This window comes from Streptomyces sp. NBC_00286 (assembly GCF_036173125.1).
In the GTDB taxonomy this organism is placed as follows: domain Bacteria; phylum Actinomycetota; class Actinomycetes; order Streptomycetales; family Streptomycetaceae; genus Streptomyces.
The window spans coordinates 3,382,009-3,408,626 of record NZ_CP108054.1 but is presented as its reverse complement, the minus strand read 5'-3'; the positions used below and the strand labels follow the sequence as shown (position 1 = coordinate 3,408,626).

Sequence of the window (26,618 nt, the reverse complement as noted above, 5' to 3'; positions counted from 1 at the left end):
CGAGACATGAGCGACAACCTCACCCTCCCCGCACCACAGGGCTCCACCGGGACGTCGGCCGAAACGCTGCTCGAGGTCGAGGGCCTGACCAAGCACTTCCCGATCTACGGCGGCTTCCCGATCAAACGGAAGGTCGGCGCGGTCCAGGCCGTCGACGGGGTCGACCTGACCGTCGGTGTCGGCGAGAGCGTCGGCCTGGTCGGCGAGTCCGGCTGCGGCAAGTCGACCACCGGCCGGCTCATCACCCGGCTCCTGGAGCCGACCGCCGGCAAGATCACATACGCGGGCCGGGACATCACGCACGCCTCGCGCAGGCAGTTGGCCCCCGTACGGTCCGAGATCCAGATGATCTTCCAGGACCCGTACTCCTCGCTGAACCCGCGGCAAACCGTCGGCACCATCATCAAGTCGCCGATGGAGGTCAACGGCATCGAACCGGAGGGCGGCCGTGAGAAGCGCGTACGCGAACTCCTGGAGCTCGTCGGCCTCAACCCCGAGCACTACAACCGTTTCCCGCACGAGTTCTCCGGCGGTCAGCGGCAGCGCATCGGCGTGGCCCGAGCCCTCGCCCTGAACCCGAAGCTGATCGTCGCGGACGAGCCGGTGTCGGCGCTGGACGTGTCGATCCAGGCGCAGGTCGTGAACCTGCTGCAGAAGGTCCAGAAAGAACTGGGCATCGCCTTCCTCTTCATCGCCCACGACCTCGCCATCGTGCGTCACTTCACGCAGCGCGTCGCCGTGATGTACCTCGGCAAGGTGGTGGAGGTCGGCGACCGCGACTCGATCTACAACCGCCCCCGGCACCCCTACACCCACGCCCTCCTCTCGGCGGTCCCCGAGGTAGCCACCGAGGACTCCGAGGACCGCGAACGCATCCGCCTCGCCGGCGACGTACCCTCCCCGATCCACCCCCCGTCCGGCTGCCGCTTCCGCACCCGTTGCTGGAAGGCCCAGGACAAGTGCGCCAGCGAGGAACCCCCGCTGATCCAGCTCTCCGGCAACCGAGGCGGCCACCTGACGGCCTGCCACTTCCCGGAGGAGCCGACGACGGAGGCGCGAGACGAGGACGTGGTTCTGGACCCGGCCCTGAAGGCACTCGAGGCGGACGCCACCGAGGGCTCCTCCGCGAAGGTCACGAAGGCCTGACCCAGGCATTCGTCGGGAGGCGGTGGCGTACGCACGAAAATGTGACAGTCCCTGGGGGGACTGGCACATTCCCGCGCGCACCGCTGCCGCCCGGAGGGCGAACCGTTCGCGCGCAAGGGCGCCCGTCGGGACGCGGTTCACCGTGTACTGGTACTGGCCGGTGTCCAGCGCAGGGTCATGTCGGGCAGGTTCTCCATGTTCCGGTGGCCATCGCTCGTGTCGACGACAGTGAAGCCGTGGAGGTCGTAGAACGCGCGGGCATCGGTGTTCTGCTGGAAGACGTGCAGGGACACCCCGTCAGGGCTGTGCCGTTTGATCTCGTCGAGCAGCAGCGTGCCGATGCCCTGGCGGCGGACGTCCGGTCGCAGATAGAGGTGCTCGAGCATGTCCCCCTCGAGAGCGGCATAGCCGAGGATTTCTCCACCACGCACCGCCACCCACGTCCGGCACGACTTGAGCAGGACATCCTCGATCCACCGGGCGACCTGGTCGTGACTGCGCTTCTGCGGCGGCAGGTACGGCATCGTCACCACCCGAGAGGCCATGTGGATACGAGCAATCACCGCCGCGTCCGCCGCCTCCGCGAGCCTGATCTCTGTCACGCCGACATCACTCACGGCGGGAACCTACAGGGCCGGCCGAAACGCAAGCCAACGGATAAACCGGTGGCCCAGCCCCGACCGAATATGTGATGCACGCCATGTCGGCTCGGCTCTAGGGTTGCGCCCATGCCGACGACTGCCTCGCCGCTGTCCGCGTATCCCCCCTTGAACGTGCAGGTGCACACCCCCCGACTGTCCTTGCTGGGAGCGACAGATGAGCTCCTGGAGCGCCTGGTCCCGACGGTCCGCAAGGGAGTAGCCACGGGGCCGCCCTGGCCCTTCGACGACCCGATGTCCCTCTATGAGGACAGCCCCGAACGCGAGTGGCGCTGGCTCCGGAGCGTGTGGTCGGGCCGAGGCCGGGTCAGTGCCGGCTTCTGGCGCCTCTACTTCGTCGTGGTCATCGACGGCGAGCCGGTGGGGATGCAGGACCTGATCGGCACCGACTTCGGCACGTTCGGAACGGTCTCCACGTTCTCCTGGCTCAGCCCCGACGTGCGCGGCGGCGGCTTCGGCAAGGAGATGCGCCAGGCGGTGCTGCATCTGGCCTTCGAGGGGCTCGGGGCCCGCGAGGCGACCAGCGACGCGTTCGTCGACAACCACGCCTCGAACCATGTCTCCCAAGCTCTCGGCTACGTCCCGAACGGCGTCAGCTGGGACACCCGGCGCGGCGAGCCAGGCGAAATCAAATGCTGGAGGCTGACGCGCGACCAGTGGATCGAGCGTCGACGCGACGACATCGAACTCGTCGCCGTCGCCGACTGCCTGCCAGTCCTTGGAATCGACCCGTCACCGCAGAACTGATCCGGTCTTGCCGTAGCGGCGAAAGGCGGAGGTCTCCACCGTCCAGGGGCCGAAGGGCACGGCGTCTCCGAAGATGTACGGGTCCTTGTGCTGGTAGCGGTCCTTGCACGGGTCGGAGTGCACCTCAATGGTGGTGGCGCAACTCGTGTGGCGGAAATCAACGTTCAGCGAGCCCGGCTCCGACACCTGTGTCGAACTCGCCCTCGCCCCCACCGGCACCGTGCACCTCCGTGAGAGCGAAGCTCCCGGTGCCGTCGCCAACGCCGCTCCGTCTGCCGTCGCGGCGCTGCTCGACGGGATCAAAGGTGGGATGCTGCCGTCCCTTCAAAGGCGGCCCAGCCACCGTGCGCCGTAACTGGCCGCTCGGGGTCAAGGCATAACCCCGTCGCGGAATTGGCAGATGCTGGCCACTCCTGACCGTGGAAGGTCCCCGGTCGTAACCAGCTGAGCCGCTTTGTCGTGCGGCAGCGTGAGGACGTCATGAGTGCGGCCATCCAGCTCGTGAGCGCGCCGTGAGCGCGACGACGGCCGTAAGCGCGTACCTGGCCCGAGGAGGATCTATGAGTGCACGGCACGCCGAGACACCGCATGCACCGCTGCCGCACCTCAGGACCGTGGCCGACATCCGCGCCGCGCTCCGGGACGGGCGGGGTTTCCCAGGCGACGCCGAGAGTTTTGAGGCCGACCTCGCTCGCGCCCTCGACACTTCCACGGCCACCGACCTCCACCAGGTCGCCGACGTCATCAAGACCTATGCCGGCAGCATCCGCGCCTTCAGCGACCCCGAGTTCGACGATGCGCTGCAGGAGGGGCTCGACCTCATCGCCGAGATCAAGAAAGGCAGCCGGGAGTGAGCCGAGCCACTGCTGCTCCGTCCGCCCTCGTGGCGCTTCTTGTCGGAGTCAAGTCCGGTGTGATTCGGCGGAGTTGATCCCTGCGATCAACCGCTCGAACCGTCGCCGACCAGTCCGCCGTAGCGTCACAGCAGCGTGGGCTTGCCGTCCGGAAGTCCCGTAGGGAGTCGACCGGCGGAGCTGCCTCGGGTGTCGAAGCCGCCGTCGATGGCATCCAGGTAGGCGTCCATGGCGGCATCGTCCTCGGGGGTGGCGGCGAGCGAGATGTCGTCGGGCGCGCTCTCCTCGGCAGCGCGGCTGACCGCGTCCACCTCCGCGAACCGGTCCCGGATGCGCTGGCACCGCGCCACCTCGGCGAGTGCCGCCGTGCGTAGGAATGCGGAGAGACCGAGACCGTAGTCGGCCGCGGCCTCGCGGATCGCGGTGTCCTCACCAGGGCCGACGGGGTGATGCGGTGTTTCGCCATGCTTCCACCGTAGGGCGCTCTCGCGAACGGCGTCTGTTCGGCGGTCGCACGCGTCCTCACGTACACGTCCGGAGAGGAGCGGGCCGAACCGGACCGGTTAATCGTTCGACAGGGAGACGGCGACCGGGGAATGCTCGCCTCGGCAACAACAAGCCGTCTGAAGGAGCCAGTTGAACCCCGTCATCCGCCACATCACTTTCGACTGCACCGGAGATCCGTACGATCTCGGGCTGTTCTGGAGCCAGTTGCTCGGGCGGCCGCTGGCCGACGACGACAAGCCCGGCGACCCTGAGGCGCTCATCGCGGACCCCTCCGGTGGTCCGGGCCTGCTGTTCGTCCGCGTGCCGGAGCCGAAGACCGTCAAGAACCGGGTGCATTTCGACCTGCGTCCGCAGGGGCGCACCCGTGCGGAGGAGGTCGAGCGGGCGATCAGGCTCGGGGCCCGGCTGGTCGCGGACCACACCCGGCCGGACGGCCGGGGCTGGGTCACACTGGCCGACCCTGAGGGCAACGAATTCTGTGTGGAGCGGGGCGAATTGGGTTAGACGTGGCTGGTGCTGTGACCGAATGGTTCGCTGCCGACCGGTGGGCGTGTGCCCCTCTGTCGGTTGGATGTGACGTCACTTTCAGCGGGTGCTGGGAGGCGCAGCTGCCTGCAAAGGATGTCTTGCAAAGAAATCGTTGCAACGCATCCTCCGCATCTTCGGGTCCCGTACAGTCGGCATAGCGGCACAAATGGGCATCAACTTCGTTAACACATAAGCAACTTCACTGACCCGATACCGATATACGGACGCGTCAGTCTGAACAACGTACGGCCGTGCGGGTGCCGTAGACCGGCCGGGGCGCGCCATGTCTCCCCGGCCGGTCGCCCCTTTTTGCGCCTAAACCGGCGCCGCTCTCGCGGACCTGGTTGGTGCTTCGTCGTGGTTCCTCAATTGATGGTTGCGGTGCTCGGCGGATTCTTGCAGCTCAGCCCAGCTTCAAAGCCCGGCGTAGGAAGTCCACCTGTAGCAGCAGCAGGTTCTCCGCCACCTGTTCCTGTGGGGTCATGTGCGTGACTCCGGAGAGTGGCAGCACCTCGTGGGGGCGGCCGGCGGCCAAAAGCGCCGACGACAGGCGCAGGCTGTGGGCCACCACTACGTTGTCGTCGGCCAGGCCGTGGATGATCATCATCGGGCGGGCGGGTTCGGCTGCGCCTACCAGCCCGTTGTCGTCGATCAGGGAGTTCGCGGCGTAGACCTCGGGCTGGCGGTTCGGGTCGCCGAGGTAGCGCTCCGTGTAGTGGGTGTCGTACAGGCGTTGGTCGGTGACCGGGGCGCCCACGACGGCCGTGTGGAAGACGTCCGGGCGGCGCAGCACCGCGAGGCCGGCGAGGTAGCCGCCGAAGGACCAGCCGCGGATGGCGACCCGGTTCAGGTCCAGCGGGAAGCGTTCGGCGAGTGCCTGGAGCGCGTGGATCTGGTCGTCCAGGACGATCGCGGCCATGTCGTCCTTGATCGCCTTCTCCCAGGCGGGCGACCGGCCGGGCATCCCGCGCCCGTCCGCGACGATCACCGCGAAGCCCTGGTCGGCGAACCACTGGGAGGTGAGGTACGGGTTGTGCGCCGCCAGCACCCGCTGACCGTGCGGGCCGCCGTACGGGTCCATCAGGACCGGCAGCGGACCGCCGGTGTGGTCCTTGGGGAGCAGGACGGCGCACGGCACCCGGCGCTCGCCCGCCTCCGTGAGGCTCACGCGCGGGCTCAGTCCGGGGTCTTCGGCGTACGAGGCCACAGTCGCCGCCGCCTTGCCCTCGTGCAGCACCCGCACCTGGGCGCCGGGGCGGTCGGGAACGGCCGAGACGAGCACCGTCACGGGGCCGGAACGGACCGCCGAGTGCACCCCGGGCTCCTGCGAAAGGCGTTCCACGCCAAGGTCGTTGACCCGGTAGACGTGAACCTCACCGATCTCGGGCGTGGCCGCCGCCTCGCCCGCCGACGCGGACACCAGCACATCGTCGTCCGAGACGTCGAGCACCGCCCGTACGTGCAACTGCGGCCCCGTCAGCGGACGTTCCCCCACCGCGAGCACCCGCGCCCCGCCCTCGTCGGCGATCCGCACGAGGTGTCCGCCGGGGCTCCAGCACGGCACGCCGGGGAAAAGATCCAGCCATTGTGGATCTTCGTCCGCGTGCACCATCCGGGTCGCCCCGGTGTCGGGATCCACGGCCAGATAGAGCTGGCTCCGCTGGTCCCGCGCCTGTACGAGGAGGAGCGGGGCCCCGGCCGCTGACCAGTGCACTCGTGCCAGATAGGGGTAGCGTGCCCGGTCCCACACGACCTCCGTACGCGCCCCGTCGAGGGCGAACACGAAGAGGCGTACGTCCGCGTTGTCGGTTCCGGCCGCCGGGTACGCGACCTGCTGCGGCGCCTGTTCCGGCCGCGCGGGGTCGGCGATCCACCAGCGGCGTACGGGCGCGTCGTCGGCCCGCGCGACCAGCAGCCGGTCCGAGTCGGGCGACCACCAGAAGCCGCGCGAACGGCCCATCTCCTCCGCCGCGATGAACTCGGCGAGGCCGTACGTCACCGTCTCCGACTCGGGTTCGGCGAGCGCCCGGTCGCTTTCACCTTCGGCGCCTACGACGCGCAGGGCGCCCCCGGTGACGTACGCCACGAGCCGTCCGTCGGGGGACGGGCGCGGGTCAAGTACCGGACCGGGAACGGGCAGTTCACGTGCCGTACCGGCGCGCAGTTCGGCCGTGAAAAGCCGCCCGGACAACGCGAAGGACGCCAACTCCACCGCCGTGTCCGTGGCATAGCCGACGATGCCCGCGCCGCCCTCCCGGCTGCGCTCCCGGCGCGCTCTCTCCTCGGCCGACAGCCGCTCGGTGGCGCCGCCGAGCAGCGCCTGTGGGTCGGCGGCCATACGTTCCTCGCCGTCCGCCACATCGAGGACCCACAGCACATTCGCCCGGTCCGTACCCGAGCGGGACCGCAGGAACACGACCCGGGAACCGTCGGGCGCCACGGTGAAGGCGCGGGGCGCGCCGAGCGTGAAGCGCAGGGTGCGCGCCTGCCGGCGTGGAAAGGAGAGAGGCTCGGTGGTCATGCCCCGACCATATTGGCCATGCGCCCCCTTGTGCGGCCGTGCGCCGATCGATGCGCACGGATGGATAGTTATGATCAATGGCGCTGCCTGGGTATGAACCCGCTGGCTGCCGTACTGACCCGTACTGACCCGACGCGTCCCTGGGAACCTTGGAGGTGAACCGCCGTGGCACTCTCGATTTCGGCGGTGGTGCTGCTGGCGATCATCGTCTTCCTGCTGGTCAAGAAATCGGGACTGAAGGCCGGTCACGCGGTCGTCTGCGTCCTGTTCGGCTTCTATCTGGCCAGCTCGACGATCGCGCCCACGATCAGCGAGGTGACGAACAACATCGCGGGCATGATCGGGGACATCAAGTTCTGAGCGGCCTCATGAGCCGCGCCTCATAGGCATGCGCCGGGGCCCTGTGGGGGCGGGGCCCCGCCTCTGGCCGACCCGAACGCCGCCTATGCCAGTGCCGGGCAGTTCGGCGAGGTCCTGGCCGAGGAGATCGTCCGCGACCTCCAGTCCGCCCTGAACGAGTTCACGGCCATCGCCCGCGTCCTGGGCGGCGAGGTCGACGTACCGGAGGCCGAGGTCGAGTAGTCGGGGCGGCGAGTCAGCCTTCGGACGCGTACGGCACGAAGTCGGCCCACGCCTTCGGCGACAGCGCGAGCTGAGGGCCGTTGGTGTTCTTGGAGTCGCGGACGTGGACGGTGCCGGGGGTGGTGGCGAGTTCGACGCAGGTGTCGCCGTCGGGGCCGCTGCTGTAGCTGCTCTTGAACCATGCCAGGTCGGAGGCGTCCCTGGCGGAGGTGTTGCGGATCATGTTTCTCCCAGCAGTTGCTCAATGAGGGCCAGCGACTCCCCAGGTGGAAGAGCCTGCGCCCGGATGGTGCCATAGCGCAGTTCAAGGATGCGTAGCTGCCTGAGGTCGGAGACCGGACGGCTGTTGAAGGCACCATCGGAACGCCCAACAGCCGTACCGTCCTCGAACTTCAGCAACTCGATCCTGCCGCTCATGCCGGGGTGCGCCGCACTGTCCATCGGCATCACCTGCAGTGTGACGTTACTCAACCGTCCCACCTCCAGCAGGCGTTCGAACTGCTGTCGCCGCACCATTGTGCCTCCAACGTTGCGACGCAGAGTTGCTTCTTCCAGGACGAAACCGAGGGCGGGTGCGGGCGACCGCTCGAAGACGGACTGCCGGGCCATACGGGCGGCTACTCGTCGTTCCAAGTCCTCCGGTGAATAGGCCGGCTGCCACGATTCCAGCAGGGCTCGCGCATACTCGGACGTCTGCAGCAGACCGGCGATGTTGCTGCACTCGTACACGCCGATCTCGACCGCCTTGGCCTCCAGGTTCCCCAGCTCCCGAACCCGCTTCGGGTACCGGACCTTCTTCACGTCCTCCCACGTCGCGGCAATGAGCCCGCCGGCCTCCAGCACCTCGTCGGCTTTGATCAGGTACTCCTGCCGGACCCGGATGAGGCCCGCGCCGACCTGGCGCTGGCCACGCTGTCCGACCATCACTCACGCGAAGGATCCGGACGTCGGTGGGATAGTCAACTACCCGACGCTAAAGCGGCGGGCTTGCACAACGGGCATCACTGGCGGTGATGCGTCGTTTGCGTCCAGTCCCACTCCGAGGTGTCCGGGGTGGGGCAGGGGCCGTTGACTGGGCCCCGCGTCGCCACAACTCCCACGCGCGTGCGCGGATGTTGCGGGAGCCGTTCCGGTCCGCGTGATCAACGAATCCGCAGTTCCGGCACGCGAACCAGGCCTGGGAGACCCGGTTCGCTCTGTCGATGTGGCCGCATTCGGCGCAGGTGCGGGAGGTGTACGCCGGATCGACGCGCACCACCGGTACCCCCGCACGGCGGGCCTTGTACGCGATGAACTGTCCCAGCTGGGCGAAGCCCCAGCTGTGCAGGGTGGCCCGTTGGGGCTTTCGAAGCCGTACCCGCTCGCGGATCCCTGTGAGGTCTTCCAGGGCGATCCCGCGACCGGTGCGTTCTGCCTCGGCCACCACATGTTTCGCGATCTTGTGGTTGATGTCCTTCGCCCGCCGCGCCTCCTTGCGCCGCCGCTTCTTCAGCCGGCGTTTCGCGGACGGGGTGTTCTTCTTCTGCAGCTTGGTGCGGAGTTTCCGTTCCCGGGCCCGGATGCGGTTGAGTTCGCGTCCGGCCAGCATCTCGCCGTCCGAGGTGGTGGCGATGTTCACGATGCCCAGGTCGATGCCGAGGAAGTCCACCGGGTCGGTGTTCGGCTCGGCCGCGGGGACCTCGCAGGTGGCGTTCAGGAACCACATGCCGTCCCGCTCCAGCAGGTCGGATTCGCCCTGGCGGTACAGCGCCAGGGTGGCCAGCTGCTCGGGCGAGGCGGTGAACGCCACATTCTTGACCCGCCCGGAGACCGTCCAGATCGACACCGTCCGGTCCGGGATCTGCCAGGACAGCATCCGGTCGTCGTAGGGCTGTGCGCCGTGGGGGCGGAAGGCGATCGGCTTCTCGGTCGCCCGCCGGTAGCGTTTCGAGCCGGGCCGGCCCAGGTTTCCGGCCTTCAGGTTCGCTTTGAGCGTGGTGTACGCGTCGCACGTCTTCTTGATGACGTGCTGGGCGGCCTGCGCGCCCAGCTGCCACCGGGTCTTCACCTCGCTGTAGGCGAGCTTACGCAGCGCGAAGTTGTTCTTCACATCCTTTTCGAAGGCGAGGCGGCTGGCCCAGGTGGCGGCCTCGTTGCAGGCGTGCAGGGTCGCCTCAAGTGCTGCCGCCTGTACGGGCGTCGGCAGCAGCTTCACCTGCACCACCAGCTTCACAACCGGGACGCTACCCGGCCACCCTGGGCCTTGCATTCGAACACGGGAAACTCTCGCCTGCCCGCCTGCCCGCCTGCCCGCCTGCCCGCCTGCCCGGCTCTCCGCGCCAGACGCCGCCTCGGTGCTCCGCACCGCTCGTGCGAGGATGCGATTCCTCCCGGGCGTGAACGCCCGGGGTTCCTCGCAAGAATCCGCTGAAGGCCCTGTCCACTGCTCTGCAGGACGTGTCCGAAGCAGTCGCAGACCCCATCATCGAATTCACCGCACAAGGCCTGAGCGGCAACCGCCGGGCCGGAGAACTCTGGAGGAACCTGGTGGCCGTGGACCTCTCCTTCTACAAGTCGTACATCTCCGAAGAGATCCGCGACGAGGGGCGTGCCCAAGGGCGTGTCCAAGGGCGTGTCCAGGGGCGTGCGGAGGACATCCTGCTCGTCCTGGCGGCACGCGGCCTCGACGTCCCCGACGAGATCCGCGAACGCATCGTCGGCTGCGACGACCCGGACCTCCTCCGCCGGTGGCTCACCCGAGCCGTCACCGCGTCGTCCGCCGAAGAGATCTTCATCGAAGAAGACGTCTGATCCTCGCGCGCCCAAGCCCGGAACTCACCGGGTTTGACGGCTCCCGCATCCGGATGGACGTGATCCGGAAACGGAGAGGGTCGGAATCAGCCACCTTCGTCCGAGCTGGCTCGACCGGCTTGACTGACCCCCGTGCGGCTCGGGAACGGTGATCGTCGTAGAGATCGTGACGATGAGTTGCCGGGGGTCACGGTGCGACGGGGCAATGTCGGTGACGGGCAGCCTGGAAGCCTCGTACGAACGGGGCCCAGGGAGCCGCGTACCGCTGTGGCTCATAGGGTGGGCCCATGACGGAACTGCCCGGCCGCCGATTGCTCCTGGTGCACGCGCACCCGGACGACGAGTCGATCAACAACGGCGCGACCATGGCCCGGTACGCGGCCGAGGGCGCCCACGTCACCCTGGTGACCTGCACGCTGGGCGAGCGCGGCGAGGTCATTCCGCCCGAGCTCGCCCATCTGACCGGCGAGGCTCTCGGCAGCCATCGCCGCACGGAGCTCGCGGCCGCTATGGATGCCCTCGGTGTGCGCGACTTCCGCTCCCTCGGCGGCCCCGGCCGCCACCAGGACTCCGGGATGATGGGCCTGCCCGACAACGACGACCCGCGCTGCTTCTGGCAGGCGGACCTCGACGAGGCCGCCTCGGAACTCGTCGGCGTGATCCGCGAAGTGCGGCCGCAGGTGCTGGTCACCTACGACCCCAACGGCGGTTACGGCCACCCCGATCACATCCAGGCCCACCGCGTCGCGATGCGCGCCGCGGATCTGGCCGCCGAGCCGGACTTCCGCCCGGATCTCGGCACACCGTGGGCGATCACGAAGATCTACTGGAACCGCGTACCGCGCTCCGTCGCCGAAGAGGCCTTCGCGCGTCTGAAGGACGTACTGGACGAACTGCCCTTCCCCGCCTCCGCCGCCGTCGAGGATGTGCCGGGTGTGGTGGACGACACCCTGATCACGACGGAGATCGACGGCACGGCGTACGCCGCCGCCAAGGCCGCCGCGATGCGCGCGCACGCCACGCAGATCGAGGTCGTCGAGCCGTGGTTCGCGCTGTCGAATCAGCTCGCGCAGCCGATTTTCCTCGTGGAGTACTACGAGTTGGTGCGGGGGGAGCGGGGTGGGGCGGCTTCTGGGGCGTCGGAGACAGACCTGTTTGCGGGGATTTCGGGGATTTCGGGGACTTCTGAGGTGAGTGCGCGATGAGTACGGCGAACAGGGCGAACAGATCGAGTGCGCGCAGCTCCGGCTCCGGTGGTGCGGGGAGCATGCTCGCGCAGCCGTTGGCGCCGCCCTCGGGGGCCCGAATTGCCGCCTACCTGGGGCTGTTTGCGCTGGGTGCGGTGGTCGGGGCGGCCGGGGGGCTGGTCCAATCCGGCTGGTTCCCGGGCGGGTTGCTGCTCGCGCTCGCCGGGGCGGCCGGGCTCTTCCTGGGCGGGGCGCGGGCGCTCGGCAGCCGGGCCGGGGCGGTGGCGCCCGCGGCCGGGTGGATGGTCGCCGTCATCCTGCTCACCGCCAGCCGCCCGGAGGGCGACTTCCTCTTCGCCGCGGGAGCCGGGTCCTACCTGTTCCTGCTCGGCGGGATGGCTGTTGCTGTGATGTGCGCCACCCTTGGTGTGGGGCGGCAACCACCTGGCTCTGCCGCCCGACTTGGCAAGTGACGTACTACTTCGCCGCAGAAAGCGCGTGGGGGTCCGGTGTGGGTTTCCTCAGCGGTCGCCGGATAAGCGCCAGAGGTGGCCAGTATGGTGGTGCGCGCCGCCGAGCCGCCCGAAACGAGGTTGAGGTCGAGTACACGGGCGGCGGAGCCAATCGGGAGAACCTGCCTTGAGTCGTGAAACTGACAGTTCGTCCTCCGGGCCCAACGGGCGCGGCGGAACCGCCTACCCGTCGGGTACGCCGCCGTACGGGACCCCTACGGGTTCCGAAGACGGTGCCGACGCGGGGCGTTCCGCCGGTGAACGGCCGGAGGAGGTCAAAACCGAGACCACGCTGACGACGCGGATCCGGATCAACATCCCTGGATCCAGGCCCATTCCGCCGGTCGTCGTGCGGACGCCCGTCGCGGACGCCGAGAAGTCCGACAACGGCTCGAAGAGCACGAACGGTGCGAACGGGTCGGCCGGCTCGGCGGGTTCGGCCAGACCGGCTTCGGTTGCGGCCGATCCGGGGCCGAGTGCTTCCTCGGGTGCGCCCAAGTCCCCGGAACCCGCGCCGTCTTCCGGCTCCGGCGCTGCCGCCGAGGAGAAGACGAGCGACTGGTTCGCTCCTCGTAAGTCCGGTGCGCCCAAGGGCGGTCAGGGCGGTGGCTCGACCAACGGGGCGGGCGCCTCCGGCGGTTCGGCGGGTACGGGCTCGGGTGCCCCGGGCGCTACTGGCCCTCGTCCCGGGAATGCGGGTACGCGTCCCAGTGGAGCGCCTCGGCCCGGTGGCGCGAACGGTACGAACGGTGCGGGGCTGCCCGGCGCGGGCGGCACCAGTGCTGTGGCGCCGGGGCATGGTGGCGGTACCGGGTCCTTCGACGTGTCCGGTGTGCTGGCGGCGGGACCGCTGGGGGCCACCGGTAGCGGGAGTGGTTCCGGGAACGCGAAGGGTGCGAACGGGGCCGGTGACGACGCCTCGCGGCGCGATGATCTGCCGTACTTCTCCGAAGGCGGCCGGAGCGGCCAGGGTGGTCCTGGCGGACCGGGCGGACCGGGCGGACCGGGCGGTCCCTCCGGGCCGACCGGTGGACCGGTCACCGGGGACGGCCCGATGGCGGCGCCTGGTGGTGCCGGGCGGCCGGGCGGCCAGGGAGGACCTGACAGTTTCGGTGGGCCTGGAGGGATCGGGGGCCAGGGAGGTTCCGGGAGCCATAGGGCTTTCGGTGGACCGAACGCTACTGGCGGACCGGGCGAATCGGGTTCTCCGGCCGGTGACCCTGGTCGTCGCGGGGGTCCGGGTGGCCCTGGTTCCCTGAGTGGTCCGAATGGTCCGAATGGTCCGGGCGGTCCCGGTGGACCCGGCAGTCCGGGGCGGCCTGGGGGTCCCCGTTCCCTGAGTGGACCGAGCGGTCCTGGTGGCCCGAACGGGCCTGGCGGATACGGTGCTCCGGCCGGTGGCCCTGGGGGTTCGGGTGGTCCCAGTTCCCTGAGTGGTATGAGCGGGCCTGGTGGCCCGAACGGTCCTGGCGGTTCCGGCGGTCCGGGGCGGTCCGCGGGCGCCGGTGGCCCTGGTTCCTTGAGCGGGCCGAATGGTCCTGGTGATCCCAACGGTTCTGGTGGCCCGAACGGTCCCGGTGGCTCCAGCGGTCCCGGGCGGTCCGCGGGCGCCGGTGGCCCTGGTTCCCTGAGTGGGCCGAATGGTCCTGGTGACCCCAACGGTCGTGGTGGTTCGAACGGGCCTGGCAGCCCCGGCGGATCCGGTGCCCCGGCCGGTGGCCCCGGGGGCCCGGGTGCTCCCGGTTCCCCGAGTGGCCCCGGCGGCCCGAACAGCCCCGGCGGCCCGGGCGCCCCGGCCAGCCCTGGCAGCGGCCCCGGCGCATCCGGCACCCCAACCGGCACCCCCGCCGCCCCCGGCGCCGGCATGAGCGACGACACCGCCATCCTCACCCCCCAAAAGCCCGCCCCCGAACCCCCCGGCTACGGCGGCGGCCCCGGCGAGAACGTCTCCGGGCACACGCTGACCAGCGGCATTCCCGTCGTACCGGCGCACCAGAACCCGTTCGGGCCCGGTGCGCCCTCCGACGGACCGATGCCGCACCAGCCCCCGAAGCTGCCCGAGCCGGTCTCGCCGACCGTGCCCGCGGCCTCGAAGCCGAAGAAGAAGGGGCGCAGCAAGCTGGTGCTCCTGGGGGTCGGCGTGGTGGGCGTCGCCGGTATCGCGTACGGCGCCGGGCTGCTCATGAACCACTCCGATGTGCCCAAGAACACCACCGTGCTCGGTGTCGACATCGGCGGCGGCACCCGCGACGAGGCCGTCAAGAAGCTCGACGACGCCTTCGGGAAGAAGATGGACCAGCCGTTGAAGCTGTCCGTCGACGGCGAGACGGTGTCGCTGCAGCCGGACCAGGCAGGCCTCCAGTTCGACACCCAGGCCACGGTGCGGTCCGCCGCGGGCGCGGACTACAACCCCGTGTCGGTGATCGGTTCGCTGTTCGGCGGCGAGCGCGTCGTCGAACCCGCGATGCCCGTCGACGAGGAGAAGCTGCGGGCCGCACTGGAGCGCGCCGCCGGCGGCGCCGGAACGGCGACAGAGGGCACGATCAAGTTCGAGGGGGGCAAGGCCGTCCCCGTGTACGGCAAGGCGGGCAAGGGCATCGCCGTCGCCCAGTCGACGAAGGCCGTCGAGGAGGCGTACCGCAGGCAGGTGGCGACCGGCGATCCGGGCGCCGTTCAGGTTCCGACCACGACGAAGGAGCCCACGGTCACGAAGGCCGAAGTCGACCGGATGATGAAGGAGTTCGCGGAGCCGGCGATGTCCGAGCTCGTCACCGTTCAGACCGACGCGGCGAACAGCATCCAGTTCGGACCCGTTTCACTGCCGAAGATCCTCGGTTTCAAGGCCGTCAAGGGCAAGCTCGTGGAGACGTACGACCTCGAGGCGCTCGAGGAGGCGTACGGCACGACCTTCGACGGCGTGCAGATCGAGGGCGCGAGCGGGAAGCGTGAGGTCATCCCGCAGGACGTCGCCAGCGCGCTGGGCAAGGCTCTGCGCGGAAAGACGCCCGAGGAGCGCATCGGAGTCATCGACACCAACCCGAGCTGACCGCTTCGGCGGAGTTCAGTTGAGCATCGCGCGGGCCGCGCGCGCCTGTTGGCGCACGCGGTCCGCTGCGGGTTCGTCGACCGGGGCCACGATGTCGGCGTACGCGTCGAGTTCGGTGGCGCCCGCAAGGAAGTCGCCGTGTTGGACGAGCAGTTGAGCGCGGTCGTAGCGGAGGCGCGCGGGGTGGGACGGGAGCAGTAGCGAGAGGTCCACGGCCCACAGGGCGACGTCGCCGCGTTCGGGGCGGGCGGCGGCCCAGGCGCGAATGTTGTTGAGGATGCGCAGGACGACGTCGAGCGGGTCGGCGGGGGTGAGCATCGACGGGTCGAGGGGCGCACCGGTGGCGCCCGCGACGAGCAACTCCGCGTCCGAGCCGGTCAGTACGCGCCCGCCGTCGAAGGGGTCGGCCAGCACCTGCTCCTCGAAGTCAGTACCGGGCGAGGCTCCTTGACGACCGAAGCCCACCACGAAGTGGCCGGGGAGGGCGACCCCGTACACATGCGCGCCCGCCCTGCGTGCGACCTCCATCCACACGACCGAGAGCAGGATGGGCAGCCCGCGGCGCCGCCGCAGCACCTCGTGCAGGAGCGAGGACTCCAGCCGCTGGTAGTCGCCGGCCGTGCCGCGGAACCCGCAGTGCCCGCCGAGATGATCGGCCAGCGCCGTGGCCCAGGCCTGAGGCCCGCCCGGCCGGAACGGCAACTCCCCGGCCAGCCGGTCCAGTTCGATCTGCGCGGCGTCCATCCCCGCCTCGTCGAGCGTTCCGTCCGCCTCGGCCCCGATGAGCAGGCACAGCGTCGCGAGATCGGGCCGCTCGGCCCGCGCCTCATCGGCGAACCACCGCCGCCACGCGGCGCTCCGCTCCGGCCCGGGAGGATGAGGTCGACCCATAAATGCCTCGTGCCCTTTCACACCGATCGCTACCGCCGCGCGGCTCCAACCACCAGTCTCACCGCACCACCGACCTCCGTCGCGCTACGGCTGCCGGTAGTGGTGGTACGTGTGATGCGCCGCGAGCCCCATCCCCCCGTACAGCGCCCGCGCCCCCGCGTTCTCCGTCTCCACCTGCAGCCAAGCCGCCGAAGCGCCCTCGGTCAGTGCCTGCCGTGCCAGGGCGCCCATCACCATGGTGGCCAGTCCCTGGCGGCGGAGGGACGGATCCACCTCGACCGCGGCGAACCCGGCCCAGCGACCGTCGATCACACAGCGGCCGATCGCCGCCGGGGACCCCGGATCGTCGCCGGGCACCGTCGCGAACCACACCGAAGGCCCGCTGCCCAGCACCTTGAGGGCCACCTCGCTCATGCCCTTGCGCTGGTAGCGGCAGAGCCACGCCTCGTCCGCCGTACGGGAGAGCAGCACCGGACGCCCAGGGTCCGGAAGATCACCGAGCGGTGCCAGCGCGCCCGTCCACAGCTCGGCGCTCACCTCACGCGTCCACCCCCGCTCCTCCAACTGCGCACACAGCAACTCCTGCGTGCCCTCGGCACCGGTCGCGGTCTGGACGTACGCGGGCAGACCACGGGCCGCGTACCAGTCCCGTACGAGCGACAGCGCCTCGTCGAGCGGTACGCCCGGGTCGCCGAGCGGCAGCACCGAGTTCGCCCGCCGGGTAAATCCGGCGGCGGCCCGCAGCTCCCAGTCACCGAGACGTTCCCGCTCCACCGGCTGCCAGCCTCGTGAGGCGATCCGCGCCAGCTCCTCGTACGACGCTGAAGGGCCCCGGCGCCGGGCAGGTGCCGAGGGGACCACCTTGCCCGCGACCAGCGACGCCTCCGCGATACGGACCCGTTCCCCGGACCGTCGTGTGATCAGCAACACGCCGGCGTCCCATGATGTGAGAACGCCAACCGTGTCGGTGAACCTCTCACCCTTGGGGGCGTCTTCGTTCAGCTGCCGTACCGAGACACGTTTGCCCACGTCAGCAGGGGTGACACGAACTTCGAGCCGTATATGCGAGGAGAAATCCACAGCTCAGTACAACCCTCCTGTTCGGATCATGCCCGGGAACGGAGATACTAGGTGCGGGCATCGACGACGCCGCGCTCCCGCGCGCCAGGCGGCGGAGCCTGAGGAGGCCCGCCAGCGCCCTACCGAGGAGGAACGACAGCGTGACCTACGTCATCGCGCAGCCTTGTGTCGACGTCAAGGACAAGGCGTGCATCGAGGAGTGCCCGGTCGACTGCATCTACGAGGGCTCCAGGTCCTTGTACATCCACCCGGACGAATGCGTCGACTGCGGAGCCTGCGAACCGGTCTGCCCGGTCGAGGCGATCTTCTATGAGGACGACACTCCCGAAGAGTGGAAGGACTACTACAAGGCGAACGTCGAGTTCTTCGACGAGCTCGGCTCGCCCGGCGGCGCCAGCAAGCTCGGCCTGATCGAGCGCGACCACCCCTTCATCGCAGCGCTGCCGCCGCAGAACCAGTAAGCGGCGCCCGCATCCGCGCCGCCTCGGTCCCGTACGCCCTGATCACCTTGATCGTCGTACGGGACCGAGGCGTTTGCCCAAGCGGCAAGAGCGAAAAGAGCGGCCGAGCGCCCAGGCGCAGCCCGAGCAGAAAGTGAAACCCGTGTCCGCAGTCTCCGACCGGCTTCCCACCTTTCCCTGGGACAAGCTGGAGCCCTTCAAGGCGACGGCCGCCGCCCACCCGGACGGCATCGTCGACCTGTCCGTCGGCACCCCGGTCGACCCGGTGCCCGAGCTGATTCAGAAAGCTCTGGTGGCGGCGGCCGACTCGCCCGGCTATCCCACGGTCTGGGGCACACCGGAACTGCGGGACGCGATCACGGGCTGGTGCGAACGGCGACTGGGCGCGCGTGGCCTCACCCACCGAGGCGTCCTGCCGGTCGTCGGCTCGAAGGAACTGGTGGCCTGGCTGCCGACCCAGCTGGGCCTCGGCCCGGGGGACAGGGTGGCGTATCCGCGCCTCGCCTACCCGACGTACGAGGTCGGGGCCAGGCTGGCCCGCGCGGACCACGTCTCGTACGAGGACCCGACTGAGCTGAACCCGGAGGGCCTGAAGCTCCTCTGGCTCAACTCTCCCTCGAACCCCACCGGCCGCGTCCTGTCCAAGGACGAGCTGACCCGGATCGTCGCCTGGGCGCGCGAACACGGCATCCTCGTCTTCTCCGACGAGTGCTACCTCGAGCTGGGCTGGGAGGCCGACCCGGTCTCGGTCCTGCACCCGGATGTGTGCGGCGGCTCGTACGAGGGGCTCGTGTCCGTCCACTCGCTCTCGAAGCGGTCGAATCTCGCGGGCTACCGGGCCGCGTTCCTGGCCGGCGACGAGGCGGTCCTCGGCGACCTCCTCCAGATCCGCAAGCACGGCGGCATGATGACGCCCGCGCCGACCCAGGCCGCGGCGGTCGCAGCTCTCGGCGACGACACGCACGTACGGGAACAGTGCGAGCGTTACGCGGCCCGCCGTACGGCCCTGCGCGAGGCCCTGCTGCGGCACGGTTTCCGCATCGAGCACAGCGAGGCGAGCCTGTACCTCTGGGCGACGCGGGACGAGTCCTGCTGGGACACGGTGGCCCACCTGGCGGAGCTGGGCATCTTGGTCGCGCCGGGCGACTTCTACGGGCCGGCGGGCGAGAGGTTCGTCCGGGTGGCGCTGACGGCGACGGATGAGCGGGTATCGGCGGCAGCGGAACGTTTGGCTCGGGGTGCGCCCCGGTAGGGGCGCGGGCGGTGTCAATATGCGGCTCCGCCGCGTGGGCGCGACCAGCCCAGAACCACCCGCGCGTACCCACTGCCGGTAGGCGCCTGGCACAGGCGGAGGGGTCCAGGGAACTTCCCTGGACCCCTCTGCCGTACGAGCGTGCTGTCAGCCGAGCGGCAGCGTCTTCGCGCCGGGGAGGCCGCCCTTGGTGAGGCCGTCGGCCTGCTTGACGGCCTTGCCCGTGGTCTTGACGGCCTTGCCGGTCGTCTTGTCCGCGCCCGGCACGGCCTGGTTGCCGGCGTCGCCCGCGAGGTCGGTGGCGGACTGCGTGGCACCGTCGACGGTGGTGCCCGCGTTGTCCAGCGAGGACACCCCGCCGAGGTCGGGGGCGGCGGGCAGTTGGGGCGCCGCGCTGGCGGAGCCGGCCGCACCGACCCCGGCAGCCGCTCCCGCTGCGACGAGCAGCGCGGTACGGGCGATCCGGCGGGTCAGGGGGAGGGACATGATGCTCCTTAGACGGGGAGAAAACAGGTGAAGTGTGCGACCGGGCCCGGGAGTTGGCGGTGGCCGACTGGATGTCGGCCGACTGGCTGCAGCTGATCGTTCCGGGCTCGGACGCAGTGACTACCGCTCGAAGTCCGCGAAGGTTGCGGTGGCCCGCCGTAAAGAGTTGGCAATGCGTCGCATTATCGGCTGCGGAGAAATCCGGGCAAAGAACACCCGGTGCGAAAGTCTGCTGAATCCTTACCGCCCTTGACTCCCAAGGGATTCGGTCGATTCGCGCGTGGGCGTACGAAGTCCCGTGCGCGCCGTGGACATGGCGCGCACGGTGTCCTCCGAACGGGTGAGGACGCGTACTACCGCCCCGTGACGACGCGGACTTCGTCCGTGGAGTTACGGGACTTCGAGGCCTCTGCGCGCCACTCGCTGCGGGTGTGCCCGGCGATCCAGACCCGACCCGCGTACGAGACCCGCTTGATGTGCAGCGCGGAGGCGTTGGCCACCGCCCAGTGCGCCAGCCCCCAGCCGCGCTGTCGCTGCCCGCCCTTGGTGGCCGGGGCGTCGGGGACCGGGATGGTCACGGTGCGGGGGTTCGCGGGACCGCCCGCGCCGGACGACGCATCCGACGGAGTGGCGCCCGTCTCCGGCCCCAACTTCCGCTCCGCGCCCGCCGCTTGGAACATGTCCTGCCCGAAGTCCCGTACCAGCGCGGCGCGCACCGCATCCGGACCGACCTGCCGGCGTTGCTCGGGCCGCATGTCCGGGCGCCCTTCGCAGGTGAGCGTGCCCGCCGCGCGCCCCGTCAGTGCCGCGGCCAGCAGGCCGGCGTCCGTTTCATGCTTCGCGTACGCGTCCGGGAAGCCGCTGCGCTGTACGCGCTGGGCGGCGACCGTGAGCGGCAGCTCCGCGTAGTCCGGCACCTTGGCCAGGTGCTCGTAGAACTCGCTCGCCGCGTACGCCGGGTCCATGACCTGCGTTTCCGTGCCCCAGCCCTGCGAGGGCCGCTGCTGGAACAGGCCCAGCGAGTCCCGGTCGCCGTGGTCGATGTTGCGCAGGCCGGACTCCTGGAGCGCCGTCGCGAGGGCGATCGTGACGGCCCGCTCGGGCATGCCGCGGTTGGTGCCGACCACCGAGATCGTCGCCGCGTTCACCGCCTGCTCCGCAGTGAACTCGTACTCGTACGACGCGCCGTCGCCTCTGTCCGAGACGACCGTGCACCGGGGAGCGCCCGTGCCCCCGGAGACGTACTGGAAGGTGAGGTACGCCGCGAGGGCGAGCAGCATCGCGAGGGCCGTTCCGAAGCGGGGGAGGCGGCGGCGACGGACGTTACTGGTGGGTTCGCGCACGCTTATCAAGGTAGCGAAGGGCGCGGGGTCGGATGACCGGACTATGGACATTTGGTCAACAGGCTGTGGGGGATGTCTCAAAGCAGTCGACGTGGGGGCGGTCCGTGCCGTCGCGCTAGGGTCGACCGTATGGCTGACACCCCGCTTGACCTCAGTGTTGACGCCGCCCGGCTCACCGCGCGGCTCGTCGATTTCCCCTCGGAGAGCGGCAGCGAGAAGCCCTTGGCGGACGCCGTCGAGACCGCGCTGCGTGCCCTGCCGCATCTGACGGTCGACCGGTACGGCAACAACGTCGTCGCCCGTACGAATCTGGGGCGGGCCGAGCGCGTGATCCTCGCCGGGCACATCGACACGGTGCCGATCGCCGGCAACGTGCCCTCGCGCCTCGACGACGACGGCGTGCTATGGGGCTGCGGCACCTGCGACATGAAGGCGGGTGTCGCCGTGCAGCTGCGGATCGCGGCCACCGTGCCCGAACCCAATCGAGACCTCACATTCGTCTTCTACGACAACGAAGAGGTCGCCGCTCACCTGAACGGTCTGAAGCATGTCGCCGAAGCCCACCCGGACTGGCTCGAGGGCGACTTCGCGGTGCTGCTGGAGCCCTCGGACGGGCAGGTGGAGGGCGGTTGCCAGGGGACGCTCCGGGTGCTGCTGAAGACGCGCGGCGAGCGCGCCCACTCGGCGCGCAGCTGGATGGGCTCCAACGCGATCCATGCGGCCGCCCCGATCCTCGCCCGCCTGGCCTCGTACGAGCCGCGCTATCCGGTCATCGACGGGCTGGAATACCGCGAGGGCCTCAACGCCGTCCGGATCGAGGGCGGAGTGGCAGGCAATGTCATCCCCGACGAGTGCGTGGTGACCGTCAACTTCCGCTACGCGCCCGACCGTAGCGAGGAGGAGGCGCTGGCCCACGTACACGAGGTGTTCGCGGACTGCGGGGTCGAGGAGTTCGTCATCGACGACCACAGCGGGGCGGCGCTGCCCGGCCTGTCCCACCCGGCGGCCGCCGCGTTCATGGAGGCGGTCGGCGGCACCCCGCAGCCCAAGTACGGCTGGACGGATGTCTCCCGCTTCAGTGCCCTCGGGATCCCTGCCGTCAACTACGGCCCTGGGAACCCGCACTTGGCGCACAAGCGGGATGAACGGGTCGAAACGGGGAAGATTCTGGCGGGGGAGGAGCGGCTGCGGGCCTGGCTGACGTCCTGACCCGTATCCAAATCCAAGGTCCTGTGCTTGAGGTCTTGTATCTCAGGTCCCGTATCTCAGGTCCTGCCCCGTACCTGAGGGCGGTTCACGGCGGACATGCCGACGTACCCCCTCCGTAACCCGCGTAGACCTACGCTGGGGTGGAACCACCCTTCCCCAGCTCTCGGCTCCGCTCGAGCCGGGGAGACCCCAATCCCGGAGGGAGCGGACATGGCCACTGGCGACCCGGAGGGCAAGAAGCAGCCACCGGAGGAACAGCAGCTCGGCCCCGTGCTGCGCAGGCGCGGCCAGGTGCAGGCGAGCACGACGGACCAGCGGCTGCTGGACGCGGGCGGGCCCTCGGACTGGGTGCACACCGACCCCTGGCGAGTGCTGCGCATCCAGTCGGAGTTCATCGAGGGCTTCGGCACGCTGGCCGAACTCCCGCCCGCGATCAGCGTGTTCGGCTCGGCTCGTACGCCGGCCGGGTCGCCGGAGTACGAGGCCGGGGTCGCGCTCGGCCGGGGCCTGGTGGAGGCCGGGTTCGCGGTCATCACGGGTGGTGGGCCGGGTGCCATGGAGGCCGCCAACAAGGGGGCGTGTGAGGCGAAGGGCATCTCGGTCGGACTCGGCATCGAGCTGCCCTTCGAGCAGGGGCTGAACCCGTACGTCGACATCGGCCTCAACTTCCGCTACTTCTTCGTGCGCAAGATGATGTTCGTCAAGTACGCGCAGGGGTTCGTGGTGCTGCCCGGTGGCCTCGGCACGCTGGACGAGCTCTTCGAGGCGCTGACTCTGGTTCAGACCCAGAAGGTCACGCGCTTTCCCATCGTGCTCTTCGGTACGGAGTACTGGGGCGGGTTGGTGGACTGGCTCAAGAACACGCTGATCGCGCAGGGGAAGGCGTCGGAGCAGGATCTGCTGTTGTTCCATCTGACGGACGACGTGGATGAGGCGGTGGCGTTGGTGTCCAAGGAGGCGGGCAGGTAGGGCGAGGGGGGTTTCTCGCCCCGGCCGCCCTTACCCGTCCCATACCAAGGGGCGCTGCCCCTGGGACCCTGCTGGGGGGCTCCGCCCCTGGGACCCTGGGGGGCTCCGCCCCTGGACCCCGCTGGGGCTGCGCCCCCAGCCCCCTCGGGGCTCCGCCCCTGCGACGCCGATCGGGGCTGTGCCCCAGACCCCCCGCCACGGGGTGGGAGTGACACTGCGTGTCGCGGCTGCGGGTTCGTTGTGGCTTGTCGCGCAGTTCCCCGCGCCCCTCAAGGGGCGCTTCTGCGCAGCTCAGCTACTCAGGCGGGCCGGCACACTTCAGCCCGTCCGGCGTTTGAGGACGAGGCCGTTCAGGCCGATGCGGGTCTGGGGCGGCAGCCCCAGCGGGGTCCAGGGGCGGAGCCCTTGGTGGGGTTCGGGGCAACGCCCCGAGGATGGGACGGGTAGGGGCGGCGGGGGCGAAAAACCCTCCCCGGCGTCACCCCGCCAGGGCTACGCCAGCCCTCGCCGGGCAACCGCCGGTGGCCGGTGGCCGGCGATCGCCGCGACCATGTCGAGGATCTGGCGGGTCTCCGCGACCTCATGGACGCGGTACACCCGCGCCCCCAGCCACGCCGAAACGGCCGTCGTGGCAAGGGTCCCAAGGACCCGTTCCTTGACCGGCTTGTTCAAGGTCTCGCCGACAAAGTCCTTGTTGGAGAGCGAGACCAGCACGGGCCACCCCGTGGAAACCATCTCGCCCAGCCGCCGCGTGGCCTCCAGACTGTGCCGAGTGTTCTTCCCGAAGTCATGCCCAGGGTCGATGAGCACAGACTCCCGCGGCACCCCGAGCGAAACCGCCCGCTCGGCCAGCCCAAGGGTGACCCGCAAGATGTCGGCCATGACATCGTCGTACGCCACCCGATGCGGCCGCGTACGAGGCCGCGCACCCCCCGCGTGCGTACACACCAGCCCTACCCCGAACCGCCCGGCGACCTCCGCGAGCCGCGGATCGACCCCGCCCCACGCGTCGTTGAGCAGATCCGCGCCCGCCTCGCAGACCGCCTCGGCGACCTCGTGCCGCCAGGTGTCGACGCTGATGATCACGTCGGGGAACCGACGCCGCACCTCGGCGACGAAACCCACCGTGCGTCGCGCCTCCTCCTCGGCCGTCACCTCCTCCCCGGGACCGGCCTTGACCCCACCGATGTCGATGATGGCAGCACCCTCTGACATCGCCTCTTCCACGCGCGCGAGCGCCGGCTCGTCGCGAAAGGTGGCCCCTTGGTCGTAGAAGGAGTCGGGGGTCCGGTTCACGATCGCCATGATCACCGGCTCATGCGCGTCGAATTCGCGCCCGCCCAGCCTGAGCATCCCCTGTGACCTCTCCCAGTCGTTCGCAGTGGTCGCCGTTCCGCCACCTGGATCGGCCGCCTGCGACCCTAACTGTCAGAGTCGCATGGCACGATCGGAGCCTGACAGTTTCCGTGTCGACGCGTACCGCGTCGGCAACAGCCGGTGGCAGCCGGTGACAGAGCGTGGGGGACCGCAGCGATGTTCATGTTCTTGTTCCTGGTCGTCGCCCTCGTCGTGGTCGTCGCCGCGGTGACCCTCTCCGTGGTGGGCGGCGGCGACAGCACCGCCCTGCCCGAGGCCCCGCCCGAGCGCCTCGTGGACCCCCTGCCCCTGGACCGCCCGCTGCATCGCGGCGACGTGGAGCTGCTGCGCTTCCCGGTGTCCGTCCGTGGCTATCGCATGGCGGACGTCGACGACGCCCTCGGCCGCCTCGCCGCCGAGCTCGCCGAGCGCGACGCCCGGATCGCCGACCTGGAGGCCGCGCTGGCCGGAGCGAGAGCGGACCGGGACACCTCCCTGGAGCAGCACCCGGAGGATGACCACCGGTGAGCGAGGCACTGAAAGGACCCGACGGAGCGCTGCGCTGCCCCTGGGCCCTGTCGACCGAGGACTACGTGACGTACCACGACGAGGAATGGGGCCGCCCGGTCCACGGCGACGACGCGCTGTACGAGCGGTTGTGCCTGGAGGCCTTCCAGTCGGGCCTGTCCTGGATCACGATCCTGCGCCGCCGCGAGGGTTTCCGCGCGGCTTTCTCCGGCTTCAAGATCGCCGAGGTCGCCGCCTTCACGGACGCCGACAAGGAGCGGCTCCTCGCCGACCCCGGGATCATCCGCAACAGAGCCAAGATCGAGGCGACACTCGCCAACGCGCGCGTGCTCGCCGACTGGCCCTCCGGGGAGCTGGACAAGCTGATCTGGTCGTACGCACCGGACCGCGCCGCACGTCCCGCTCCGAAGACCCTCGCCGACGTCCCGGCGGTCACCGACGAGTCGACCGCCCTCTCCAAGGCCCTCAAAAAGCGAGGCATACGCTTCGTGGGCCCGACGACCGCGTACGCCCTGATGCAGGCGTGCGGACTGGTCGACGATCACCTGGAGGCGTGCGTCGCACGCCTCCAGTAGGCGGTGTCGGCGCAGGTCACCGCCCCACGTACGTCGGCTTCTCCTTGTTGACGAAGGCCTGCACCGCGATCGCGTGGTCCTCCGAGGAGCCCGCCCGCGTCTGCAACTCGTCCTCCTTGTCCAAGGTCTCCGCCAAGGAGTGCGTCAGCCCGTAAGCCACCGACTCCTTCAGCGCCGCGTAGGCCACCGTCGGCCCCTCGGCCAGCGCCCGCGCCACCTTCTCGGCCTCGGCGCGCAGCTCGGCGGGCGGCACGAGCCGGTTCGCGATGCCCAGTTCGTACGCCTCCTGGGCCTTGATGCTCCGCGGGAAGAGCAGCAGGTCGGCGGCGCGCCCGGGGCCCACGACCCGCGGCAGGGTCCACGAGATGCCGGAGTCCGCCGTCAGGGCCACCCCCGCGAACGACGAGTTGAAGGCCGCCGTGTCCGCCACGATCCGGTAGTCCGCCGCGAGCGCGAACCCGAAGCCCGCCCCGGCCGCCACCCCGTTCACCGCGGCGACCACGGGCTTCGGCGCTCCGGTAAGGGCCCGCACAATCGGGTTGTAGTGCTCCCGTACGGTGCTCATGGTCTGCCCCGAGCCGGCCTCCCGGTCGGCGGCCAGCAGCCCGATGTGCTCCTTCAGGTCCTGCCCGACGCAGAACGCCCGGTCACCGGCGGCGGTCAGCAGCACGGCCCGTACGGCGTCGTCGGATGCCGCTGACTGGACCGCGTCCCGGAGGGCGACCTTGGTCTCGATGTTCAGCGCGTTCATCGCCTCGGGGCGGTTCAGCGTGATCGTCGCGAGTCCGTCGCTCACCTCGTAGAGCACGGTGTCAGCCATGGTGGGTCCCCTCCGGTGTCGCGGCTTTTTCGTCGTCTTCGTAGCGTCTCGTAGTCGTCCGAGGACAGCATGGCGTAGATCATGAGCAGGGTCTGCGTTCAGAGATGTGACCTGCGTCAAAGAATTCCGGCGCCCGAAAGTCGATGCGGTGGCGCAGTATCGCAGTCACATCGCCGAATTGAGTGGTTTTGCTCAAGCGCGTTGCGCAAGCGATGCCGACTGATGTTGGTCATCGGGTCCTGAGATGCGGGATAATGGCCTGGAAGCAATGTGTTCGATGCCGGTGACGCGTGTCCTGGAAGAAGGACGTGTGCCCTCGAAGGGGCCGTCGGCGACGATGAGCTGGTTTCAGGAAGGGGAACGAGCATGGCGGCCATGAAGCCGCGGACGGGTGATGGCCCGCTCGAGGTGACCAAGGAGGGGCGGGGCATCGTCATGCGCGTTCCGCTCGAAGGCGGCGGTCGGCTCGTCGTCGAGCTGACCCCTGACGAGGCCGACGCGCTCGGCGACGCCCTTAAGAAGGTCGTCGGCTGACGCGGGAGCGACAGAACGTTTTGAGCCGCCCCGGC

The 26,618-nt window shown here is 69.9% G+C and carries 29 protein-coding genes and 2 pseudogenes; 17 read left to right on the top strand and 14 right to left on the bottom strand.

Going from position 1 to position 26,618, the window contains the following annotated elements:
• Positions 1-6 precede the first annotated feature (6 nt).
• The gene (locus OHT21_RS15355) at positions 7-1,146 is read left to right on the top strand and encodes an ABC transporter ATP-binding protein (protein ID WP_328768860.1); all 1,140 of its coding nucleotides are present in this window, start codon (positions 7-9) and stop codon (positions 1,144-1,146) included.
• Between the two features lie 137 nt (positions 1,147-1,283).
• On the opposite strand, the gene OHT21_RS15350 is transcribed toward OHT21_RS15355, so the two are convergent.
• Positions 1,284-1,763 carry a GNAT family N-acetyltransferase gene (locus tag OHT21_RS15350; RefSeq protein ID WP_328768859.1) on the bottom strand — a complete coding sequence of 160 codons (480 nt, stop codon included), beginning with the start codon at positions 1,761-1,763 and terminating at the stop codon, positions 1,284-1,286.
• A gap of 111 nt (positions 1,764-1,874) precedes the next feature.
• Between OHT21_RS15350 and OHT21_RS15345 the strand changes: the two genes are divergently transcribed.
• Positions 1,875-2,552 carry a GNAT family N-acetyltransferase gene (locus tag OHT21_RS15345; protein WP_328768858.1) on the top strand — a complete coding sequence of 226 codons (678 nt, stop codon included), beginning with the start codon at positions 1,875-1,877 and terminating at the stop codon, positions 2,550-2,552.
• Here the strand turns inward: OHT21_RS15345 and OHT21_RS15340 are convergent.
• Positions 2,538-2,684 (bottom strand): annotated as a pseudogene (locus OHT21_RS15340) (Uma2 family endonuclease); the annotation flags it as partial. The gene OHT21_RS15345 and the pseudogene OHT21_RS15340 overlap by 15 nt on opposite strands.
• Here OHT21_RS15340 and OHT21_RS15335 point away from each other — a divergent pair.
• The gene (locus OHT21_RS15335) at positions 2,680-2,907 is read left to right on the top strand and encodes a DUF397 domain-containing protein (protein ID WP_328768857.1); all 228 of its coding nucleotides are present in this window, start codon (positions 2,680-2,682) and stop codon (positions 2,905-2,907) included. The pseudogene OHT21_RS15340 and the gene OHT21_RS15335 sit on opposite strands and share 5 nt — an antisense overlap.
• 205 nt (positions 2,908-3,112) lie before the next feature.
• The gene (locus OHT21_RS15330) at positions 3,113-3,406 is read left to right on the top strand and encodes a DUF6247 family protein (protein ID WP_328768856.1); all 294 of its coding nucleotides are present in this window, start codon (positions 3,113-3,115) and stop codon (positions 3,404-3,406) included.
• A gap of 125 nt (positions 3,407-3,531) precedes the next feature.
• Here the strand turns inward: OHT21_RS15330 and OHT21_RS15325 are convergent, their stop codons facing one another.
• On the bottom strand, positions 3,532-3,756 hold the full coding sequence (locus OHT21_RS15325) for a hypothetical protein (protein ID WP_328768855.1): 225 nt from the start codon (positions 3,754-3,756) through the stop codon (positions 3,532-3,534).
• A gap of 286 nt (positions 3,757-4,042) precedes the next feature.
• On the opposite strand from OHT21_RS15325, the gene OHT21_RS15320 reads away from it, so the two are divergent.
• Positions 4,043-4,417, top strand: a complete 375-nt coding sequence (locus tag OHT21_RS15320; protein WP_328768854.1) for a VOC family protein — start codon at positions 4,043-4,045, stop codon at positions 4,415-4,417.
• A 427-nt stretch (positions 4,418-4,844) separates the two neighbouring features.
• Here the strand turns inward: OHT21_RS15320 and OHT21_RS15315 are convergent, their stop codons facing one another.
• The gene (locus OHT21_RS15315) at positions 4,845-6,962 is read right to left on the bottom strand and encodes a S9 family peptidase (RefSeq protein WP_328768853.1); all 2,118 of its coding nucleotides are present in this window, start codon (positions 6,960-6,962) and stop codon (positions 4,845-4,847) included.
• A gap of 165 nt (positions 6,963-7,127) precedes the next feature.
• On the opposite strand from OHT21_RS15315, the gene OHT21_RS15310 reads away from it, so the two are divergent.
• Positions 7,128-7,322, top strand: a complete 195-nt coding sequence (locus tag OHT21_RS15310; protein WP_165342426.1) for a hypothetical protein — start codon at positions 7,128-7,130, stop codon at positions 7,320-7,322.
• A 235-nt stretch (positions 7,323-7,557) separates the two neighbouring features.
• Here the strand turns inward: OHT21_RS15310 and OHT21_RS15305 are convergent, their stop codons facing one another.
• The 3 genes from OHT21_RS15305 to OHT21_RS15295 are packed head-to-tail and all read right to left on the bottom strand — an operon-like array spanning position 7,558 to position 9,756.
• Positions 7,558-7,767, bottom strand: coding sequence for a DUF397 domain-containing protein (locus OHT21_RS15305; protein ID WP_328768852.1), 210 nt, complete (start codon positions 7,765-7,767; stop codon positions 7,558-7,560).
• Positions 7,764-8,468: a DUF5753 domain-containing protein gene (locus OHT21_RS15300; RefSeq protein WP_328774091.1), complete on the bottom strand. Its 705-nt coding sequence runs from the start codon at positions 8,466-8,468 to the stop codon at positions 7,764-7,766. The genes OHT21_RS15305 and OHT21_RS15300 overlap by 4 nt, the downstream gene beginning before the upstream one ends.
• A 49-nt stretch (positions 8,469-8,517) precedes the next feature.
• On the bottom strand, positions 8,518-9,756 hold the full coding sequence (locus tag OHT21_RS15295; RefSeq protein ID WP_328768851.1) for an RNA-guided endonuclease InsQ/TnpB family protein: 1,239 nt from the start codon (positions 9,754-9,756) through the stop codon (positions 8,518-8,520).
• 194 nt (positions 9,757-9,950) lie between these two features.
• Here OHT21_RS15295 and OHT21_RS15290 point away from each other — a divergent pair.
• The 3 genes and pseudogenes from OHT21_RS15290 to OHT21_RS15280 form a co-directional block, all read left to right on the top strand.
• Positions 9,951-10,334: pseudogene (locus OHT21_RS15290) on the top strand (hypothetical protein); the annotation flags it as partial.
• Between the two features lie 287 nt (positions 10,335-10,621).
• Positions 10,622-11,539, top strand: coding sequence for an N-acetyl-1-D-myo-inositol-2-amino-2-deoxy-alpha-D-glucopyranoside deacetylase (mshB, locus tag OHT21_RS15285; RefSeq protein ID WP_328768850.1), 918 nt, complete (start codon positions 10,622-10,624; stop codon positions 11,537-11,539).
• Positions 11,536-11,994, top strand: coding sequence for a DUF6113 family protein (locus tag OHT21_RS15280; protein WP_443050366.1), 459 nt, complete (start codon positions 11,536-11,538; stop codon positions 11,992-11,994). Before mshB ends, OHT21_RS15280 begins: the two co-directional genes overlap by 4 nt.
• Positions 11,995-12,216: 222 nt before the next feature.
• Here OHT21_RS15280 and OHT21_RS44665 read toward each other — a convergent pair whose 3' ends face one another.
• The gene (locus OHT21_RS44665) at positions 12,217-12,624 is read right to left on the bottom strand and encodes a hypothetical protein (RefSeq protein ID WP_443050709.1); all 408 of its coding nucleotides are present in this window, start codon (positions 12,622-12,624) and stop codon (positions 12,217-12,219) included.
• A 343-nt stretch (positions 12,625-12,967) separates the two neighbouring features.
• Here OHT21_RS44665 and OHT21_RS15275 point away from each other — a divergent pair, with 343 nt between their 5' ends.
• A complete protein-coding gene (locus tag OHT21_RS15275) occupies positions 12,968-15,079 on the top strand; it encodes a hypothetical protein (protein WP_443050638.1) in 2,112 nt (703 codons plus the stop codon).
• Positions 15,080-15,094: 15 nt separating this feature from the next.
• On the opposite strand, the gene OHT21_RS15270 is transcribed toward OHT21_RS15275, so the two are convergent.
• Both OHT21_RS15270 and OHT21_RS15265 read right to left on the bottom strand, forming a co-directional pair.
• Positions 15,095-15,970 (bottom strand): transglutaminase-like domain-containing protein, encoded by an 876-nt coding sequence (locus OHT21_RS15270; RefSeq protein WP_328768848.1) that lies wholly within the window; start codon positions 15,968-15,970, stop codon positions 15,095-15,097.
• 84 nt (positions 15,971-16,054) lie between these two features.
• Positions 16,055-17,050: a GNAT family N-acetyltransferase gene (locus OHT21_RS15265; RefSeq protein WP_328768847.1), complete on the bottom strand. Its 996-nt coding sequence runs from the start codon at positions 17,048-17,050 to the stop codon at positions 16,055-16,057.
• A 140-nt stretch (positions 17,051-17,190) separates the two neighbouring features.
• On the opposite strand from OHT21_RS15265, the gene fdxA reads away from it, so the two are divergent.
• Both fdxA and OHT21_RS15255 read left to right on the top strand, forming a co-directional pair.
• Positions 17,191-17,511: a ferredoxin gene (gene fdxA, locus OHT21_RS15260; protein WP_018089397.1), complete on the top strand. Its 321-nt coding sequence runs from the start codon at positions 17,191-17,193 to the stop codon at positions 17,509-17,511.
• Positions 17,512-17,653: 142 nt separating this feature from the next.
• The gene (locus tag OHT21_RS15255) at positions 17,654-18,763 is read left to right on the top strand and encodes a bifunctional succinyldiaminopimelate transaminase/glutamate-prephenate aminotransferase (RefSeq protein WP_328768846.1); all 1,110 of its coding nucleotides are present in this window, start codon (positions 17,654-17,656) and stop codon (positions 18,761-18,763) included.
• A gap of 147 nt (positions 18,764-18,910) precedes the next feature.
• Here the strand turns inward: OHT21_RS15255 and OHT21_RS15250 are convergent, their stop codons facing one another.
• Positions 18,911-19,249: an ATP-binding protein gene (locus OHT21_RS15250; protein WP_328768845.1), complete on the bottom strand. Its 339-nt coding sequence runs from the start codon at positions 19,247-19,249 to the stop codon at positions 18,911-18,913.
• A 353-nt stretch (positions 19,250-19,602) separates the two neighbouring features.
• Positions 19,603-20,592 (bottom strand): heavy metal transporter, encoded by a 990-nt coding sequence (locus OHT21_RS15245; protein WP_328768843.1) that lies wholly within the window; start codon positions 20,590-20,592, stop codon positions 19,603-19,605.
• Positions 20,593-20,721: 129 nt separating this feature from the next.
• On the opposite strand from OHT21_RS15245, the gene dapE reads away from it, so the two are divergent.
• Together dapE and OHT21_RS15235 are read left to right on the top strand one after the other, a co-directional pair.
• Positions 20,722-21,801: a succinyl-diaminopimelate desuccinylase gene (gene dapE, locus OHT21_RS15240; protein WP_328768842.1), complete on the top strand. Its 1,080-nt coding sequence runs from the start codon at positions 20,722-20,724 to the stop codon at positions 21,799-21,801.
• Positions 21,802-22,011: 210 nt separating this feature from the next.
• Positions 22,012-22,770, top strand: a complete 759-nt coding sequence (locus OHT21_RS15235) for a TIGR00730 family Rossman fold protein (protein ID WP_328768841.1) — start codon at positions 22,012-22,014, stop codon at positions 22,768-22,770.
• Between the two features lie 492 nt (positions 22,771-23,262).
• Here the strand turns inward: OHT21_RS15235 and folP are convergent, their stop codons facing one another.
• Positions 23,263-24,123, bottom strand: a complete 861-nt coding sequence (gene folP / locus OHT21_RS15230; RefSeq protein WP_328768839.1) for a dihydropteroate synthase — start codon at positions 24,121-24,123, stop codon at positions 23,263-23,265.
• A gap of 180 nt (positions 24,124-24,303) precedes the next feature.
• Between folP and OHT21_RS15225 the strand changes: the two genes are divergently transcribed.
• Together OHT21_RS15225 and OHT21_RS15220 are read left to right on the top strand one after the other, a co-directional pair.
• Positions 24,304-24,654: a DivIVA domain-containing protein gene (locus OHT21_RS15225; RefSeq protein ID WP_328768838.1), complete on the top strand. Its 351-nt coding sequence runs from the start codon at positions 24,304-24,306 to the stop codon at positions 24,652-24,654.
• The gene (locus tag OHT21_RS15220; RefSeq protein ID WP_328768837.1) at positions 24,651-25,229 is read left to right on the top strand and encodes a DNA-3-methyladenine glycosylase I; all 579 of its coding nucleotides are present in this window, start codon (positions 24,651-24,653) and stop codon (positions 25,227-25,229) included. Before OHT21_RS15225 ends, OHT21_RS15220 begins: the two co-directional genes overlap by 4 nt.
• A 16-nt stretch (positions 25,230-25,245) precedes the next feature.
• On the opposite strand, the gene OHT21_RS15215 is transcribed toward OHT21_RS15220, so the two are convergent.
• Positions 25,246-26,049, bottom strand: a complete 804-nt coding sequence (locus OHT21_RS15215) for an enoyl-CoA hydratase/isomerase family protein (RefSeq protein WP_328768836.1) — start codon at positions 26,047-26,049, stop codon at positions 25,246-25,248.
• 366 nt (positions 26,050-26,415) lie between these two features.
• On the opposite strand from OHT21_RS15215, the gene OHT21_RS15210 reads away from it, so the two are divergent.
• Complete coding sequence (locus OHT21_RS15210; RefSeq protein ID WP_003966491.1) at positions 26,416-26,583, top strand: DUF3117 domain-containing protein; 168 nt, start codon at positions 26,416-26,418, stop codon at positions 26,581-26,583.
• Positions 26,584-26,618: the final 35 nt, after the last annotated feature.